The organism is Pseudomonas sp. LS2P72 (assembly GCF_054897865.1).
In genome coordinates, this window is the sequence record NZ_CM142708.1 from 3,496,730 (window position 1) to 3,513,921 (window position 17,192).

Consider the following 17,192-nt stretch of genomic DNA (forward strand, 5'->3'; position numbering starts at 1 on the left):
ATCCCGTTTACACAAAATCTAGGACACCCTCCGTTCAACCCGTTTCCCGATCGCTATCGCTCAATCAAAAGCAATGTTACCGACACAAACCCAATGGTCATCGACACCGAGGCCAATCCCCAAGACATTCTCGAAGCCGCTTTACAGCGTGTCCGAGCCGCCAGCCAGTTACTCGAAACGCTTCATTGCCAATGCTTCAAGAACGGTGATGTTCAAGATATTCCGCACATTACTCACGCGCTTTATCTGCTGACGCAAGATGGGTGCGATTTGCTGCTGGTTGCGCAGCAGCAGATGATGGGGTGGAAGGCGCCGGTCTGACGCCTGGTGGAACACGCCTGCCTCCTCTGGGGCAGGTTTTAAAGCTAAATGCCCGAGGGCAATAAATTCGAGGCTTTTTGGTTGCGGGCATATTCAACCAGGTCTTTGGGGTAAACCATGTGATCGATTTTGCTATCGTCGATGCCGTATAAAAAGGCGATGGCTCCCGCTTCTACCGCCCAGTAACCGACGTAATTCCCATCCTTTCCCTGTAAATGACTGTCATGCCAAGGCGCTTGTTTGAAGGCGGAATACCATTGCTTGCAGTATTTTTTAAGAAAATTGGTAGCTTCCTCTTTGCTTTCTGCATAAATGGCCCGAATCAAATGTGAATAGACGTCGTGAAACCATTGGTCCACATCGTGTCTGTTCGGCAGCACCTTGATAAGCAGATCTTCATAGAGCGTATCGTCGCCGGCATAGCCTGCACGATCTATCAGCAGTAAAAAACGTTGAAGTAAATCAATGCGATGCAACAGAACGCAGAAGCCTATCACTTGCACGCATCTTCATATTGGTAAGGCCAGTCGCATATCGCGAGCGGCGATATGTCGGGACTGTTCTGGTATTCCGCCAGCCTAGCTTGTCTGGTTTCGTATTTTTCTATGAGAATTTCAAGCAAAGGTATGAGAGAGGCGATTTCCTCACCTACTGTGTAAGCGGCTAAAAGCTTGTCCAATGCCAACTGCTTGAAGTGCGATGAGCGAAGTGTCGCCTCTTCTTCGGGCGAGTCAGACTGAAAGGTGTTTGTCTTGAAAAACTCAATCACCTCGTCATGCTCTCTCAGAAACTTTTTGTACTGATATTAACTAAAGTATTTTTGTCGTTTGTTCATAGATATCAGCAAAAGGGAGGGGCTGTTTTTTGTTCTGTGAGGTAGTTGCTTTCACCATGACTCGATGGGCGATTGTTCGCCCATTCGATTGATGATTGGGTGAAGCAAGGTCAAGCTGTCGCAGGCATCATTCTTCACCTGACCAATACCAAATAGTATCTCCCCAGTCCGAGCCACTAAAGCTCGGCATAATTTCACCTTGATGGAAGTGACGTCTCGAATTGGTCTGCGCCGGAGTGAACCAATAACCTGTTTTGCTGCAAGGTTTCCCAGCTTCAATACGCCCGATTTGTTTTGCATTGGATTGTGAATGAGTTCGTGCGTACTCCGCCAAGTCTTTCGGGTAGACCATGTTATCTACATTGCTATCGTCAATACCGTAAAGAAAGGCGACGGCGGCAGCTTCAAAGGCCCAGTAACCGACATAGCTTCCATCGTCATCTTCGATATCCAAATGACTGTCGTGCCAGTTTGTTTGCTGCTTTTTGAAGGCGGGATACCACTCTTTGCAATACTGTTTTAATAAGTCGCTCGCTTCTTCCGGGACTTCTGCGTATATCGCTCGGACGAGTGGTGTGTAGAGATCGTGGTACCATTCGTCCAACTCTGCGCGTCCAGGCAGATGCTTCCGCAGAAGGTCTTCATAGAGGGTGTCTTCGTTGGCATATCCAGCACGGTCTATCAATGCGACAAATCGAGTAAGCAAATCAATACGGTGCAATAGAATGCACAGACTGATGACTTGTACGCACTCCTCATATTGTCCTGGCCAGTCGTCGATAGCCAGTGGTGAAATGTCTGGTTCACCTTCCTCGACAGCCAATGCTTGCTGATAAATTTCGTAGTTTTCTATCAGTTTTTCTAGTCGGGGAATAAGGCTTTCGATCGGTTCTCCAGCGGTATAGCTTATCAGCAAGGCATTAAACGCCGCTTCTTTGAAATATCCCGTGCGTAGGGACTTCTCTTGGGATGGAGAATCTGCCTGCATTGTTTTACCAATCCAGCGTGATTCGGTCGTGTCGTACAGATTTATAGACTTTTGATAGTAAGAGTCAAAAATGAATTTTTGTCGTCTGTTCATGCTGTTTGTTTGGCCTCTTCTTTCAGGATATCCAATTCGCCAAATTTCTTTCTGAGCGAAGCTAGTCGTTTGTTGACAGCTACGCGCACTTCTTCTTCATTGTAGTGGAAGCCAACATGTTCACGATGTGTGGCTTCCCCTGCGCTTGCCAATTGTGCTTCCGCGTGGGATTTTGGACTTAAGCTTTGATGATAAAGAGGTGTAAAAAAAAGATGCCGGTTGTACGAAGCCATAACCTCTTCCTTTAAAACTATATCCTTTATCGCAAGCGGTAGTTTGTCGTTGATCCACACCCGGCTCATTTGGACGAAGTATTTTTTCTTTTTATTGCTTTTTTTATTGTCATTCGCGGCTGGTTCTGGCTTGTGAGTACTCTGGGTTTTTTTGCCACCCGCTTTCCCCCCGGCCTTCTTTTTGGCGGGTTCTGTCCCGACCCCCTCTGCTTCAACGATAGGTTCGAGTAACTCGGAGGGGTCAATTACTCCAGAAAGTCCTAGTTTTGATGCGATTTTTGGTTTGGCTCCCTCAATTTGCAAAAATTTCGGGGCATCTTCTCTCTTACTAGCCTTGGCTTCGACGATGGCAAACTTCTTGTTCCCGTTGGTTGCCGGGTCCGCTCGCCAAATTGAATCAATACCGGTGCCGTTAGCGCCATCAGTAAGCTTGTAAAGAACATGTCTCGCTTTAGGGTTGCCACCTTTTGACAGTTTGCCAAGAGTGGTACCGTTTGGTTTTCCACTTAACCATTTACCGTCTGCGCCTTTATCGTGTCCATCCCATTGTTTTCCCCATCCAAAGGTCTCCGCACAAATATAGTCTGCTATATGTTCACCGCATACACCAAGTCCTTCGTTAAGGATGTCGGACGTCTGAATGCCTAGTTTGGAGTTGGCAGGCATGTTCGAGTGGCCTGCACTTGGATCATCCTTACCATATGTTGCAACTGTCGCATCTTTACTGGCAGGTTTATCTGCTTTCTTAGGGTGGCTTGACCCGGAGGAGGCCGCCGAACTATTGCGCTGCATGCCTTTCCATTTAACCAGCCGCTTCTCAACAATCCCCACCATGGCCGGCATGTTGTCGCGGGAGGCAGCGAGGACGGTGACGACCGATGTTTTTGCCCAGTTTGGAAGGCTCTGGAAAGTAGACGAGCCTTTTACGCCGGTGATGATCTCGTCGAGTTCACCGCGCAGTTTGCCGGCATCGAACATTTGCTTGAGCAGTTCTTCGGGGCTGGTTTTGATCCCGCATTCCTGCAGTACGAAGCGAAGCAGGTCGAACAGTACCGGGGCGTAGCGCTGCGGGTCTTTGTTGACGATGCGCAGGCTCTTCTTCAGACCGTCGCCCGGTCCTGGAACCCAGCCGATGACGGCCATCAGCAGGTCAAATTGTGCGTCTTCCTTTCCGTCCGTCGACTCTGCGTTGTAGAGGACGATAGAGGATTCGATGGTGTCGTAGGCGTCGATGGCCTGGCCAAGAAACGGCACTGCGCCGAGCGCGATGCCTTTTGCCAGTTCTACCGCGGCCTCTTGGTAAGCGGCGCTGCGGTCTTCGTCACCTTCGTTTGCGCTCTCAACTGCTTCGTCACTCATGACAGCCTCCCTGCGGCTTTCTCCACCAATGCTTGTAAATCAACCTGGTCCGGGTCCAGGCCGAGCTTGCGTAAATCTGCGTTAACCTTTTCGTCAGAGTTCTGCACAATCGCTACGCTTTCACGGTTGTACGGCCTCGGATCCTCGCCGTAATACACCTTGGCCGGTCCTTTCGGAACATCCTCCAACCGGGCAAAGCCGTCATCGTCCAGCACGCCCTCACGGGTCGAGCCGTCCGCAAAGTCAACGCGGTAGGACGCGCCCGGCACGGGCTCAAGGTTGTCGTAGTGCAGGTTCAATTCCAGCCAGGTCGGATTGGACTTGGCTTCCTTCATCAGGCGACCGGCGATGTCGGCAGCGGCGAGGCCTGGAATCAGCGGGGCGAGGATACCGATGCCGGTGCCGGAACCTGGCCCGCCGCCGGAGTTGACCTTCACATTGGCGCCACTGATCGTCACGCCCCCGGCATCCACCTTCACAAAACTCCCGCCAGCCTTGGCCGTGAGCTCCATGCCACCTTCAACCACAACCTTTTGCCCAGCGTTGTAGTGAATCTCCTGACCCGCCTCAACAAACTGCGCCGTCCCCACCTTCACATGCTGAGTCACGCCTACGGTGAGGTGATCATCCGCCCGGGTTTCAGTCTTGCGATCGAGGTGGGTGATGCGATGTTCTTCAACCTTGAATTCGCTTAAAACATTGGCCTCGACGGTGTCGTGGCGCTCGTTGCCGATACGGATCTTTTGATCATGCTCAATATTTTCATCCCAATCCCGCTGGGCATGCAGGTAGATCTGTTCCGCGCCTTTCTTGTCTTCAATCCGAAACTCGTTGTAACCCTTGCCGCCCGGTGAGCTGAGGGTCTTGAAGGTGCTGCGGGTCTTGTTCGCCGGCAGGTCGTACGGGACGACGTTTTCCTTGTGGTACAGGCAGCCGGTGATCAGGGGTTGGTCGGGGTCGCCTTCCATAAACGACACCAGCACTTCCATGCCGATGCGCGGGATGGCGATGCCGCCGTAGGCGCTTCCGGCCCAGCCGGTGGCGACACGCAGCCAGCAGCTGGTCTTGTCGTCGGCCTGGCCTTCGCGATCCCAGTGGAACTGGACTTTGACGCGACCGTACTCGTCGCAGTGGATTTCTTCACCCGCAGGGCCGGTGACGATGGCGGTCTGGCTGCCGAGGACTTTGGGTTTCGGGTGTTCGAGGGCAGGGCGGAAGTGTGCGTCCCACGGGGTGGCGAGGAAGCGGTTGCGGTAGCCTTGGTGGAAATCGTCTTTGTTCTGGGTGACGTCGCTGGTGACGTTTGCGCCGAGCACTTGCGGCTGTTTGCCTTCATGCACCACTTCCAGCAGCAGCCAGAGGTCGTTCCACTCGGCGCGCGGGTGTTCGCTCAAGGCCATGAAGTGGCCGCTGACCAGGGTTGGCTCGTCGCCTTTGCCTTCGGCAAGTTTGTAGTCGCTGCGGTGGCGTTCCAAGGCGCGGGTCGCCAGTTGTTTGCCGCGTTCGCGGTCGGTGAAGCGGCCGGGGTAGTCGTAGTCTTCCAGGTCCGGGGCGAATTCGCTTTTGGCGGCGCCTTCGGGAAGGATGCGCGGCTTCTCGAAGTCGTAGTCGCGGCGGCTGACGCGGGTGGTACGGGTTTCCAGGCGCAGGTTGAAGCGCTTGATCACCGGTTTCTCGGCGGCCATGCCGGAGTCTTGCTGGTAGGCCACGGGCGCGAGTTTTCGGAATACCGTCTGGTCATCGCCAAACACCAGTTTGTGGCCGCTGGCACTGTGCTGGAAGTGGAAGTGAATGCCTTCTTCTTCGCACAGGCGCTGGATGAAATGCAGGTCGGACTCGTCGTACTGCACGCAGTAATCGCGTTCCGGGTAGATCGCGCCGAGCTGGAAGCTGTAGGCGTCGGCCAGGATGCCGCGCGCTTCGAGGACCTGAGCGATGATCTTCGGCACACTCAAATGCTGGAAAATCTGCTGGTCATGGTTGTGGCGCAGGTAAGCGAGTTGCGGCACCAGGCTGATGCTGTAACGGGTCAGGCTTTTGCCGGAGTCGCCTTGCTCGATGCGATACACCAGACCGTGGATGATGCCTTTGCCGGTGGCGCCGAAGGTCAGGCAGCCGGGCTTGTGCAGCAGCTCTTCGAGTTTCAGGTCCGGGCGCGCGCTAACCAGTTCGATGTCGAAGCAGAACGGCTGGTTGAGGGTTTCGCGACCGACGAAGCTGAGTACCTGAAGGTCAACGGAAACGCCTTCCAGCGTCAGGGAAATATGGGTTGCGTTCGCGTCCAGCATGCCTTTAATTCCGTCCTTTGAATAAGCTGGGGCGGATGGTGCAGGATTAAAGCGCCTCATTCAAGGAAACGAACCGTCATTTACCGACTAAAGTCGTCTGTAGCCCGTAACAGCCTTCTACTCTTATTGCCGCTCACCCCCGTGTTCTAATCCCCGTTCTCCAGTCACTCGACTCCAGCGTCGGAAGATTAGCGGTGTAAGTGACACCGCCTTCGCGAGCAGGCTCGCTCCCACATTGGATCGTTGCCGAACACAAAACCTGTGTCCACTGAAGATCTACTGTGGGAGCGAGCCTGCTCGCGAAGAGGCCTTCAGCCTCAGCGCATTTACAGCTGATGGCGATATGGCAAGTCCGGCCCGGTCTTGCTGCAGGTCAGCGCCGCTGCCTGCACCGCGAACTTGAGCATCGCATCAATCTGCTCACGACTCAGTTGCTGCGCGCCCTCAACCGAATCCAGCTGCTGCTCCGTCAGCCAGGCAATCAGCGCTGCCTGAAACGTATCGCCAGCGCCGACGGTATCGGCGATTTTCACTGAACTGGCCGGCACTGAACATGAACCATGAGCACGGCTGAACACCGTCGCCCCCTCACCACCACGGGTCAGAAACACCAACTGACAGCGATGCTGCAGCCAGCCTTCAATCACCCGTTGCGGATCCTGCTCGGGGTACAACAGGCTCAAATCCTCGTCGCTGACTTTGATCAGGTCGGCCAGCTCAACCAAGGTGCCAATTCGCGAACGCCACAGGTCGATATTCGGCTCAGGATTGAGCCGCACGTTGGGATCGAGGCTGATCAAGCGTTTGCCGCTTTCCCGCTGCACCAATGCCAACAGCGTGTCGGCAATCGGTTGCACCACCAGCGAAAACGAGCCGATGTGCAAGCCGCGCACCTCAGGTCCCAGTTCCGGCAGATGCTCGGTTTTCAGCTGACGATCCGCGCAGCCTTCACCCCGAAAGCTGTAATGCGGCGAACCATTGGCACCGACGGCCACCATTGCCAGGGTCGTGGGCGCGGCGAAATCCACCAGGTAATCCGGGCGCACACCTTCATCCTGCAACACCATCTGCAAGCGCCGGCCAAGGTAGTCGGTGGACAGGCCGGCAAACAGTGCCGCATCCACGCCCAAACGGCGCAAACCCACCGCGACGTTGAACGGCGAGCCGCCGGCAATCGCCTTGAAATTCACTTTTGAAGCCAGGCCGCTGGCATCGTCTTCACTGAAGAAATCGAACAGCGCTTCGCCACACACCAGGTACATAGTTATTCACTCTTCAAAGGGTTGCGACATGCTGTTGATAGCGTTCGTAGGTTTGCTGACAGGCCGCCACATTGTCTGCGATCGGTAAGGTTTCGCTGGTTGGATCGAGTTTCACGCAACGCTCGCAAAGGTCCGCCAGACTGTCCTCGCGGCCGTTTGCCCAGGACTTGCACCACGCGGCCTGAATCGCGGCGCCAAGGGCCGCGGCTTCGCTTTGTTCGGTGCAGATCACTGGGGTGTTCATGATGTCGGCGACGATCTGCCGCCACACCGGGCTTTTCGAGCCGCCGCCGATCAGGCAGATGCTGCGGCTTTGTAAGCCATTCTGGCGCAGCAGGTCCAGTCCATAACGCAAACCGAAGGTCGTGCCTTCGACCACCGCGCGGCACAGGTTGGCCTGAGTCAGGTTAGTCATCGTCAACCCCAGCAAGCTGCCGGTGGCATGGGGCAGGGCGGGGACGCGCTCGCCGTTGAGGAACGGCAACATGCACACGCCTTCGGCACCGATGGGTGCTTGCGCGACGAGGTCGTTGAACTGTTCGATATCCAGCTCGAACAACTCGCGAATCACCCCGGTTGCGTTGGTCAGGTTCATGGTGCAGATCAGCGGCAGCCAGCCACCGCTGGAGGAGCAGAACGTTGCGACGCAAGCGTGCGGACTGACTTGCGGCTGGTCGGCATAGGCGTACACCGTCCCCGATGAACCGAGACTCATGGTGATAGCGCCGGGCTTGATGTTGCCGGTGCCGATGGCGCCCATCATGTTGTCGCCACCGCCGCTGGACACCAGCGCCTGCGGGTTGATGCCCAGGTGTTCGGCGATGCTCGGCAGGATCGTGCCGACGGCTTGATGAGCGTCGATCAGCTCCGGCAACGCGGCTTGCAGTCGCCCGGTGGGGTCGATGTCACGCAGCAGCTGCAAGTCCCATTGGCGGGTGCGCACGTTGAAATACCCGGTGCCCGAGGCGTCGCCGTACTCACTGCAACTGCGGCCGGTGAGCCAATAGTTGAGGTAGTCATGAGGCAACAGGATGCGCGCGATGCGAGCGAAAATCTGCGGATGTTGTTCTTTGGTCCAGAGCAGTTTGGAGACGGTGTAGCCAGGCGCGATCACGACACCGAGGCGTTCCAGGCAGCCTTTTTCGCCACCCAGATGGGCAAGCAGACGGTCGTTTTCCGGGGTGGATTCGGTGTCACACCAGAGTTTGGCCGGACGCAGCACCTGGCCCTGATCGTCGAGCAGCACCAACCCATGTTGCTGGCCGGAAACGCCGATGCCGAGGATGTCCTGGCCGTCGACCTTGGCCGCGAGCAATGCGCGGCGGGTGGCAAGCGTGAAGGCTTCCAGCCATTGGGCGGTGTCTTGCTCGCGGCGACCGTTGGCGCCACTGATCAGGCTGTGCGCGGCGGCACCCTGGCCGAGCACCTGACCGCTGACGGCGTCGAGGATGATGGCTTTGGTGCCTTGGGTGCCGCAGTCGATGCCGAGGAATAGTTGTTGGTTTGCCATGGAAGATCCTTGGTGTGTCAGGTCGATCTCGGTGAAGCCATTCGCGGGCAAGCCTTGCTCCTACAGGTTTTGTGTCGCTCGTTGAAATGTGGCTCGGCGCCGCCCTCTTTGGGAGCATGGCTTGCCCGCGAAGACGGCACCAGATTCACCGCCGGACTTCAGCCAACACCCGTTCCAACGTCCGCGACACCCCAACATCCCGCAAGCTATTACAGCACCACTCGAACGCCGCCACGAATTTCGGCGAATGCGGAATCGCCGTACCAAAAATCTCCTCAACCGCCAGCAAGCGCTGCGTGATTAACGCATCATCCGCCACCAGCGCCTGACAGAACGCCGCCCGCGGATCAGGAATGCTATAGATATCGCCATTCTCATCCACACCCTTCAAATACAACGCCCAAGCCGCTACTACTAATGCCGCTCGCTTGGTCTCCTGCCCATCAACAATCAATCGATTGATCGTCGGCACGGTGAACTTCGGAAACTTCGACGAACCGTCCGAACACACGCGCGCCAGTTGATCGGCAATCGCTTGGTTGGAGAAGCGCGCCTCCAGCGTGTTTTTGTACTCGGTCAAGTCAATCCCCGGCACGGGTGACAGTTGCGGCGTAACGTCCAGGTCCATGTAGGCACGCATGTAGCGCACGAACAGCGGGTCGTTCATGGTTTCGTGAACGAAGCGGTAACCCTTCAAAAAACCCAGATAAGTGAGCGCCAGGTGACTGCCGTTGAGCAGTTTGATTTTCATCTCTTCATAAGGCGTGACGTCGTCGGTGAACTGCACGCCGACCTTTTCCCAAGCCGGACGACCGTTGACGAACTTGTCTTCCAGAACCCACTGAACAAACGGTTCGCAAACGATCGGCCAGGCATCGTCGATAGCGTGTTTATCGTGCAGTTGCAGCTTGTGTTCGGTGCTGGTCATCGGCGTGATGCGGTCGACCATGGCGTTGGGGAAACTCACGTGGGTGGCGATCCAGTCCCGCAGATCGGCATCGCGCAGGGCGGCGAAAGCCAGCAACGCTTTGCGAGTGATCGCGCCGTTGTGCGGCAGGTTATCGCAGGACATCAAGGTGAATGCAGGCGTGCCGGCTGCACGGCGTTTGGCCAGCGCGGCGCAGAGAAAACCGAACACGGTTTTCGGGGCGTTCGGGTGTGCCAGATCGTGCTGGATCTGCGGCAGTTGGGCCATGAACTCGCCGTTGCTGTCGTCGATGCAGTAACCGCCTTCGGTAATGGTCAGTGAAACGATACGGATCTCGGGGCTGGCGAGTTTGTCGATCAGCGCTGCCGCGCCGTCTTCGGCCAGCAGCATGTCGCGAATCGCCCCGATCACCCTAACTTCGGTGTCGTCGGTATCACCGAGTTCGAACAGGGTGAACAGGTAATCCTGATCTTTGAGATCGTCCCGGGCGCGGCGGTCTTCGGCGCGCAGACCCACGCCGCAAATCGCCCAGTCCAGGTCTTCGCCGGTATTCATCAATGCGTCGGTGTAATACGCCTGATGCGCCCGGTGGAAACCACCGACGCCTATGTGCGCGATGCCTTGGCGGGTGTCGCTCAGGGCGTAGGCGGGCAGGACCACCTCGGGGGCGAGGCGGTTGAGGTTCTGTTTATTCAGTTTCATCACATGCACTCTAAAAATCAGGCCGCAGCGCGCAACGGGCGGGTCAGCGCCACACCGTCGGCATCGAATAAGTGGCAGTGCTCGGCGTCCAGATGCAGGCTTAGCGACTCGCCATAGCGGCTGGCCAGGTCGCCGCGAACACGCATGGTCAAGGCTTCGCCGGACGAGGTCACCACGTGGCAGAAGGTGTCGCTGCCAAGGCGTTCGCTGACGTCGGCCGTGACTTGCAAGGTGCAGTCGCCGGTTTGCGCGAGATTCAGGTGTTCAGGACGAATGCCCAACGTCACCGCACCACCGACGCTCAGGTTGGCGCTGCTCAGCGGCAACGTGATGCGGGTGCCGGCGTCCAGCAGCACTTCACAGCGTTGGCTTTCGACGCGGGTGACTTTGCCCTTGAGGAAGCCCATTTTTGGCGTGCCCAGGAACCCGGCGACAAACAGGTTGGCCGGCTGGTGATACAGGTCCAGCGGCGAGCCGACTTGTTCGACTTTGCCGCCATTGAGTACGACAACCTTGTCGGCCATGGTCATGGCTTCGACCTGGTCGTGGGTCACGTAGATCATCGTGGCTTGCAGTTCTTTGTGCAGTCGCAACAGTTCCAGGCGCATCTGCACGCGCAGCGCGGCGTCGAGGTTGGACAGCGGTTCGTCGAACAGGAAGATCTTCGGGTTGCGCACAATGGCGCGGCCGATAGCCACGCGCTGACGCTGACCGCCGGACAACTGTTTCGGTTTACGTTCGAGCATCGGCCCAAGTTCAAGGATGCGCGCCGCTTCACCGACTTTCTTCTCGACTTCGGCTTTCGGTACGCCGGCCAGGTCGAGGGCAAACGACATGTTTTTGCGCACGCTCATGTGCGGGTACAGGGCGTAGGTCTGGAACACCATCGCCAGGTCGCGCTTGGCCGGGCTGACTTCGGTGATGTCGCGACCATCGAGTTCGATAGTGCCGCCACTGACTTCTTCCAGGCCGGCAATCAGGCGCAGCAGGGTGGATTTGCCGCAGCCCGACGGGCCGACGAACACCACGAACTCGCGGTCGTTCACTTCCAGGTCGATGCCTTTGATGATGGAAAAGCCTTCGAAGCCTTTTTGCAGATTCTTGATTTTCAGGTTGGCCATGATGATGGGCCTCCGCTTGTTGTTATTTAGTTGAGCCGTGCGGGCTTTTTTGTGGGAGTGAGCCTGCTCGCGATGAGGCCGTGTCAGTCGACATTACTGTTGAATGACATTCCGCTATCGCGAGCAGGCTCGCTCCCACAGTGGATCGCGTTGAGTCGGCGATCTTCATTTCACGGCGCCAAACGACAGGCCGCGGACCAATTGTTTCTGGCTGATCCAGCCGAAGATCAGGATCGGCGCGCAGGCCAGCGTCGACACCGCCGACAACTTGGCCCAGAACAGACCTTCGGGACTTGAGTAGGAGGCGATCAATGCGGTCAATGGCGCGGCTTTCGACGAGGTCAGGTTCAAGGACCAGAACGCCTCGTTCCAGCACAGGATCAGCGACAACAGCACCGTGGAAGCCAGGCCGCCCTTGGCAATCGGCAACAGCACCCGGACCATTTCCTGCCACAGCGTGGCACCGTCGAGGCGCGCGGCTTCGAGGATGTCCTTGGGGATGTCTTTGAAGTAGGTGTAAATCATCCAGACCACGATCGGCAGGTTGATCAGCGTGTAGATCACGATCAGCGCGATGCGCGTATCGAGCAGGCCGAAGCTCTTGGCCAGCAAGTAGATCGGCATCAGCACGCCCACCGGTGGCAGCATCTTGGTGGAGAGCATCCACAGCAGCGTGCCTTTGGTGCGTTGGGTTTCGTAGAACGCCATCGAGTACGCCGCCGGCACCGCGATCAGCAGGCACAACGCTGTAGCGCTGAACGAAATCACTACCGAGTTCCAGGCGAAGCTGAAGTAATCACTGCGCTCATTGATGTGCAGGTAGTTCTCCAGCGTCGGCGTGAAGATGAACTGCGGCGGCGTGGCGAACGCATCGATTTCGGTTTTGAAACTGGTCATCACCATCCAGAAGATCGGGAAGAAGATCAGGATCGCGATGGCCCAGGCCAGGGTGCCGAGCAGCAGGCTTTGCAGACGGCGGGATTGTTGAAGGGTCATGGCGCAGGCCTCAGGCTTTGTCTGTCAGGTTTTTGCCGATCATGCGCACCAGCACGATGGCTGCGATGTTGGCGATCACCACCGCGATCAAGCCGCCGGCGGACGCCATGCCGACGTCGAACTGCACCAGCGCCTGGTTGTAGATCAGGTAGGCGAGGTTGGTCGAGGCGTAGCCGGGGCCGCCGTTGGTGGTGGTGAAGATTTCGGCGAACACCGACAGCAGGAAAATGGTTTCGATCATCACCACCACGGCAATCGGTCGTGCCAGATGCGGCAGGGTCAGGTGCCAGAAGATCGCGATTGGCCCGGCACCGTCGAGGCGCGCGGCTTCCTTCTGTTCCTGGTCGAGGGACTGCATGGCGGTCATCAGGATCAGGATCGCGAACGGCAACCATTGCCAGGACACAATGATGATGATCGACAGCAGCGGGTAGTGCGCCAACCAGTCCACCGGCTGCGCGCCGAACAGCTTCCAGACGTAGGCGAGAATCCCCGACACCGGGTGGAAAATCAGGTTCTTCCAGATCAACGCACCGACGGTGGGCATGATGAAAAACGGCGAGATCAGCATCACCCGTACGATGCCGCGACCGAGAAACTCACTGGCCTCCAGCAGCGCACTGATCAACACGCCGAACACCACGCTGATCAACAGCACGCTGCCGACCAGCAACAAGGTGTTGCTGGCGCCAGGCAGGAAACCCGAGTCGCTGAGGAAGTAGCTGAAGTTCTCCAGCCCGACGAACTCGTTTTCACCGGGATAGAGCAGGTTGTAGCGGATCAGCGAGAAGTAAACGGTCATGCCCAGTGGCACGATCATCCACAGCAGCAACAACGCCACCGAGGGGCTGACCAGAAACCAGCCGGGGTTGGCCAATCGGCTTTTACGCACCGGTCGGGGTATGTCCATGTGAGCTTTGGCAGTTGAAATATTCATGGCGATAGAACCGATTGAGAACAAGAGCAGATGTAACGCGAAACCTGTAGGAGCAAAGCTTGCTCGCGATAGCCACGACGCGGCTCGTCTGATGAACCTCGTTATCGTTCATCGCGAGCAAGCTTTGCTCCTACAGGGATTGGGGGTTACTTGGGGTAACCGGCGCGCTTCATTTCACGTTCGGTGGTTGACTGGGCAGCGGTCAGGGCCTGGTCGACCGTGGTCTGGCCGATCAGTGCTGCCGAGAACAGCTTGCCGACCTGGGTGCCCACGGCCTGGAACTCAGGAATGGTCACCAACTGGATGCCGATATACGGCACGGGCTTGAGGGTCGGCTTGCTCGGGTCCGCGGCTTTCAGCGATTCAAGGGTCACCTTGGCGAACGGCGCAGTCTTCATGTACTCATCGCTATACGTCGAAGCACGAGTACCTGGCGGTACATTGGCAATGCCGTCTTTCTCGGCAACCAAAGCGCCATATTCCTTGGAAGTGGCCCAGGCGCTGAAAGTTTTCGCGGCGTCCTTGGCCTTGGAGCTGGTCGGAATTGCCAGCGCCCAGGAGTACAACCAGGCCGAGCCCTTGTCCGTGATTTCGTGCGGAGCGTAGGTGAAGCCGACGTGGTCGCTGACCTTGCTTTGGGTCTTGTCGGTGACGAAGGAGCCGGCGACGCTGGCATCGACCCAGATTGCGCATTTGCCGCTGTTGAACAGGGCCAGGTTTTCGTTGAAACCGTTGCTCGACGCGCCCGGCGGGCCGGATTTCTTCATAGTGTCGACATAGAAGTTAAGCGCGTTTTTCCACTCGGGGCTGGTGAATTCCGGCTTCCACTGCTCATCGAACCAGCGCGCACCATAGGCGTTGGCCACGGTGGTGATCAGCGCCATGTTCTCGCCCCAGCCGGCCTTGCCGCGCAGGCAGATGCCGTACTGTTCTTTGTCCTTATTGGTGAGTTTGCTGGCGAATTCGCTGATCTGGGTCCAGGTCGGGTGCTCGGGCATGGTCAGCCCGGCTTCTTTGAACAGATCGGTGCGGTAGTAGGTGATGGAGCTTTCAGCGTAGAACGGCAAGGCATACAGCGAACCCTTGACCGACAAGCCTTCACGCACCGATGGGAACACGTCGTCGAGGGTGTAACTGGCCGGCAAGCCCTTCATTGGCTCCAGCCAACCTTTGGCGCCCCAGAGTGCGGCTTCGTACATGCCAATGGTCAGTACATCGAACTGTCCGCCCTGAGTGGCGATGTCGGTCGTCAGGCGTTGACGCAGGACATTTTCTTCCAGCACCACCCAATTCAGCTTGATGTCCGGATGCTCGGCCTCGAAGGTTTTCGAGAGTTTTTGCATGCGGATCATGTCGCTGTTGTTGACGGTGGCGATGGTCAGGGTCTGGGCGCCGAGGCTGACGCTGCTGAGGGTCATGCAGGTGAGGGCAAGCAGAGCTTTTACAGAAGGTTGCATCGTGCACTCCTTTTCTGCACCCGGCGGGTTACAGAAGGACAGTTATTGTTTTTGTGTCTTCCTGCGGAGGGAAGAATGTGCGCTGATTACAGCCTTCAATTGATGACGTGACAAATCATCCATCGCACTTGGATCGATACTATTTTGCACTGGTGTTTGGAGGGAGAGGTGCAGGGAAAGGCTTTTTACCGGTTAGGCGCTATGGATTCCGTACAGGTTTTCAGGCTTTAACCCAGGTTCTGCTCAGTCAACCGCTGCACAGCCAACCGCCGGTAGTGCGACGGCGTCATGCCCTTGAGTTGCTGAAAACGCCGATTGAAGTTGGAAATATTGTTGAAACCCGACTCGAAACACACGTCGGTTACCGGTTTGTTGCCATCGGCCAGCAGCTCGCAGGATTTGCTGATGCGCAGGCGATTGACGAACTCGATGAAGCAGCGGCCAGTGGCTTGCTTGAACACTCGGCTGAAATAGGTCGGCTTCATGCCCAAGTGCTCGGCGACTTCTTCCAGCGGCAGTTCCCGAGCGTAATGCGCGAAGATGTAATCCACCGCCCGGTTGGTGCGATCGATATTGTGCTCGTCGGCCAATTGCGGCGTCGTTGCCCCGGACAGCAACTGATAGTCGTCAGAAGCCGCCAGCAACTCCAACAGAATGAAAAAGTGCCCGAGGCGCGTCACGCCTTGGGTGTCGGCGATGCGTTGCATCAAGGTCATGGCCTGGTGGATGGTGCGCTTGCAGCGAAACTCGATGCCGTACTGGGCGCGCTCCAACAGCGGCGCCAGCGTTTTGAGCTCGGTAAACACCAAGTGGCCGCTGTCGAACAACTCATCCGTGAAGTTGACCAGCATGTCGCGCTTGGGCACCACTTCGTCTTCGGCTACCTGGCTGATCCAGTTGTGGGGCAGGTTGGGGCCGGTGAGGAATAGCGATTCTGGATAGAAATTTCCGATGTAGTCACCGATGAACACTTTGCCGGAGCTGGCGACGATCAGGTGCAGTTCGTATTCCTTGTGAAAATGCCAACGCACCAACGGGCAAGGAAAACCGTGCTGGCGGTAGATGATGGACAACCCGTTGTGGTCGTCCATCAGTTCGTAAGAGGGGTCTGTCACGCGGGGTGTTCGGGTCATGTCAGGGCGCTTTTCTTGTTATCGCTACCCGATCATGCCTCTTTTGGCGCCTGCTGTGCCAGCCCGCCACGACTTTGGCTCAGGCTGAATTGTGCAACCTGTCTCCGTAAACCGCTTTCATGCTGTTGGCGCTCCAGCAGTAGCGGACAATATCCGCCTCGTCAAAGAAATCGGTGCTGATGATGCTGCACCGTGTGACCCAATCACGGGTGGTGTGGAACCAGTTGTTGATTTGGATTTTGATGTGCTGAGGGCCACCCAACAGCGAGTAGCACGTCGCCGGCAAGGACCAGAGAAATGCATCGTAAGGCGCCCCCACAAGGGTGGTCTGGATATGCGTTTGCAGATCGCTGGTGTCGGTGAATACCTTGCCGTTCCATTTGTGAGGTATATACGGCCAGAAATACTCACGGTCGAGTCCGGGCTTCGACTGCGCGGCCATGACAATGCGGCGCTGCGAACTGGCGCGCTTGAGCTGTTCCACGGTACTGCGCGCATCCGAAGGACGGATCAAGCGCGAGCCCAGGCGGCGCATCAGAAAATCATTGAATTGTCGGTAGTCGAAAGGCTTCGCTGCATCCCCTAACTGGTGGAAGTCGAGGACGATGAATTCGTCCGGGTTTCGGTCGAGGAATGTCGTCACCGCGTCGATCAGTTCATCAAGAATGCGGTGGGACTGATAGCCGTTGTGATGGAAGTAGAACACCGGTACTACCGGGCCGGCGGTACAGCCAAGCCGGATATCGAATGCCCGTGCACCGTTGGCCAGTTGCCAGGCAAATGAGTCGTTCTGGCACGTCGTCCAGTTGCCGACCACCACCTCGTAGTTCGGCGCTTTTTTGTCCATGCCGGCGTTGTGCGTGCCGGGCCAGACGATGTCGGTCAGCCTCAACTGGCCGATATCCAGGACGTTGCTCATCCATTTCTGTTTGTCGGGTGTGGTTGCTGTATTTCGGGTCATGACAGTTCCTTGTCGTTGATTCGCCCCATCCGTGAGGAGAAGAAGTTCATGTGTCGGATGTCATGACC

The 17,192-nt window shown here is 57.0% G+C and carries 15 protein-coding genes; 1 reads left to right on the forward strand and 14 read right to left on the reverse strand.

Annotated features, from left to right (window positions below):
• Positions 1 to 321, forward strand: coding sequence for a hypothetical protein (locus ACYZUA_RS16120; RefSeq protein ID WP_461964006.1), 321 nt, complete (start codon positions 1 to 3; stop codon positions 319 to 321).
• A 44-nt stretch (positions 322 to 365) separates the two neighbouring features.
• Here ACYZUA_RS16120 and ACYZUA_RS16125 read toward each other — a convergent pair whose 3' ends face one another.
• The 14 genes from ACYZUA_RS16125 to ACYZUA_RS16190 form a co-directional block, all read right to left on the reverse strand.
• Positions 366 to 824: a PoNe immunity protein domain-containing protein gene (locus tag ACYZUA_RS16125; RefSeq protein ID WP_461959643.1), complete on the reverse strand. Its 459-nt coding sequence runs from the start codon at positions 822 to 824 to the stop codon at positions 366 to 368.
• Positions 815 to 1,090 (reverse strand): hypothetical protein, encoded by a 276-nt coding sequence (locus tag ACYZUA_RS16130; protein WP_461959644.1) that lies wholly within the window; start codon positions 1,088 to 1,090, stop codon positions 815 to 817. The genes ACYZUA_RS16125 and ACYZUA_RS16130 overlap by 10 nt, the downstream gene beginning before the upstream one ends.
• Positions 1,091 to 1,283: 193 nt before the next feature.
• Entirely contained in the window at positions 1,284 to 2,237 is a 954-nt protein-coding gene (locus tag ACYZUA_RS16135) for a PoNe immunity protein domain-containing protein (protein WP_461959645.1), read from the reverse strand.
• Positions 2,234 to 3,829, reverse strand: a complete 1,596-nt coding sequence (locus ACYZUA_RS16140; RefSeq protein ID WP_461959646.1) for a hypothetical protein — start codon at positions 3,827 to 3,829, stop codon at positions 2,234 to 2,236. Before ACYZUA_RS16140 ends, ACYZUA_RS16135 begins: the two co-directional genes overlap by 4 nt.
• Positions 3,826 to 6,117 (reverse strand): type VI secretion system Vgr family protein, encoded by a 2,292-nt coding sequence (locus ACYZUA_RS16145; RefSeq protein ID WP_461959647.1) that lies wholly within the window; start codon positions 6,115 to 6,117, stop codon positions 3,826 to 3,828. Before ACYZUA_RS16145 ends, ACYZUA_RS16140 begins: the two co-directional genes overlap by 4 nt.
• A gap of 326 nt (positions 6,118 to 6,443) precedes the next feature.
• Positions 6,444 to 7,379 carry a carbohydrate kinase family protein gene (locus ACYZUA_RS16150; protein ID WP_461959648.1) on the reverse strand — a complete coding sequence of 312 codons (936 nt, stop codon included), beginning with the start codon at positions 7,377 to 7,379 and terminating at the stop codon, positions 6,444 to 6,446.
• Between the two features lie 13 nt (positions 7,380 to 7,392).
• Positions 7,393 to 8,889 carry a xylulokinase gene (gene xylB / locus ACYZUA_RS16155; RefSeq protein WP_461959649.1) on the reverse strand — a complete coding sequence of 499 codons (1,497 nt, stop codon included), beginning with the start codon at positions 8,887 to 8,889 and terminating at the stop codon, positions 7,393 to 7,395.
• Between the two features lie 145 nt (positions 8,890 to 9,034).
• Entirely contained in the window at positions 9,035 to 10,519 is a 1,485-nt protein-coding gene (locus tag ACYZUA_RS16160) for a mannitol dehydrogenase family protein (protein ID WP_461959650.1), read from the reverse strand.
• A 17-nt stretch (positions 10,520 to 10,536) separates the two neighbouring features.
• Positions 10,537 to 11,640, reverse strand: a complete 1,104-nt coding sequence (locus ACYZUA_RS16165) for an ABC transporter ATP-binding protein (RefSeq protein WP_461959651.1) — start codon at positions 11,638 to 11,640, stop codon at positions 10,537 to 10,539.
• Between the two features lie 165 nt (positions 11,641 to 11,805).
• A complete protein-coding gene (locus ACYZUA_RS16170; protein ID WP_046047128.1) occupies positions 11,806 to 12,636 on the reverse strand; it encodes a carbohydrate ABC transporter permease in 831 nt (276 codons plus the stop codon).
• Between the two features lie 10 nt (positions 12,637 to 12,646).
• The gene (locus ACYZUA_RS16175) at positions 12,647 to 13,573 is read right to left on the reverse strand and encodes a carbohydrate ABC transporter permease (protein WP_461959652.1); all 927 of its coding nucleotides are present in this window, start codon (positions 13,571 to 13,573) and stop codon (positions 12,647 to 12,649) included.
• Between the two features lie 146 nt (positions 13,574 to 13,719).
• On the reverse strand, positions 13,720 to 15,030 hold the full coding sequence (locus tag ACYZUA_RS16180; protein WP_461959653.1) for an ABC transporter substrate-binding protein: 1,311 nt from the start codon (positions 15,028 to 15,030) through the stop codon (positions 13,720 to 13,722).
• Positions 15,031 to 15,257: 227 nt separating this feature from the next.
• Entirely contained in the window at positions 15,258 to 16,163 is a 906-nt protein-coding gene (locus ACYZUA_RS16185; RefSeq protein ID WP_461959654.1) for a helix-turn-helix domain-containing protein, read from the reverse strand.
• 79 nt (positions 16,164 to 16,242) lie between these two features.
• Entirely contained in the window at positions 16,243 to 17,124 is an 882-nt protein-coding gene (locus ACYZUA_RS16190) for a phospholipase (RefSeq protein WP_461959655.1), read from the reverse strand.
• Between the last annotated feature and the right edge of the window lie 68 nt (positions 17,125 to 17,192).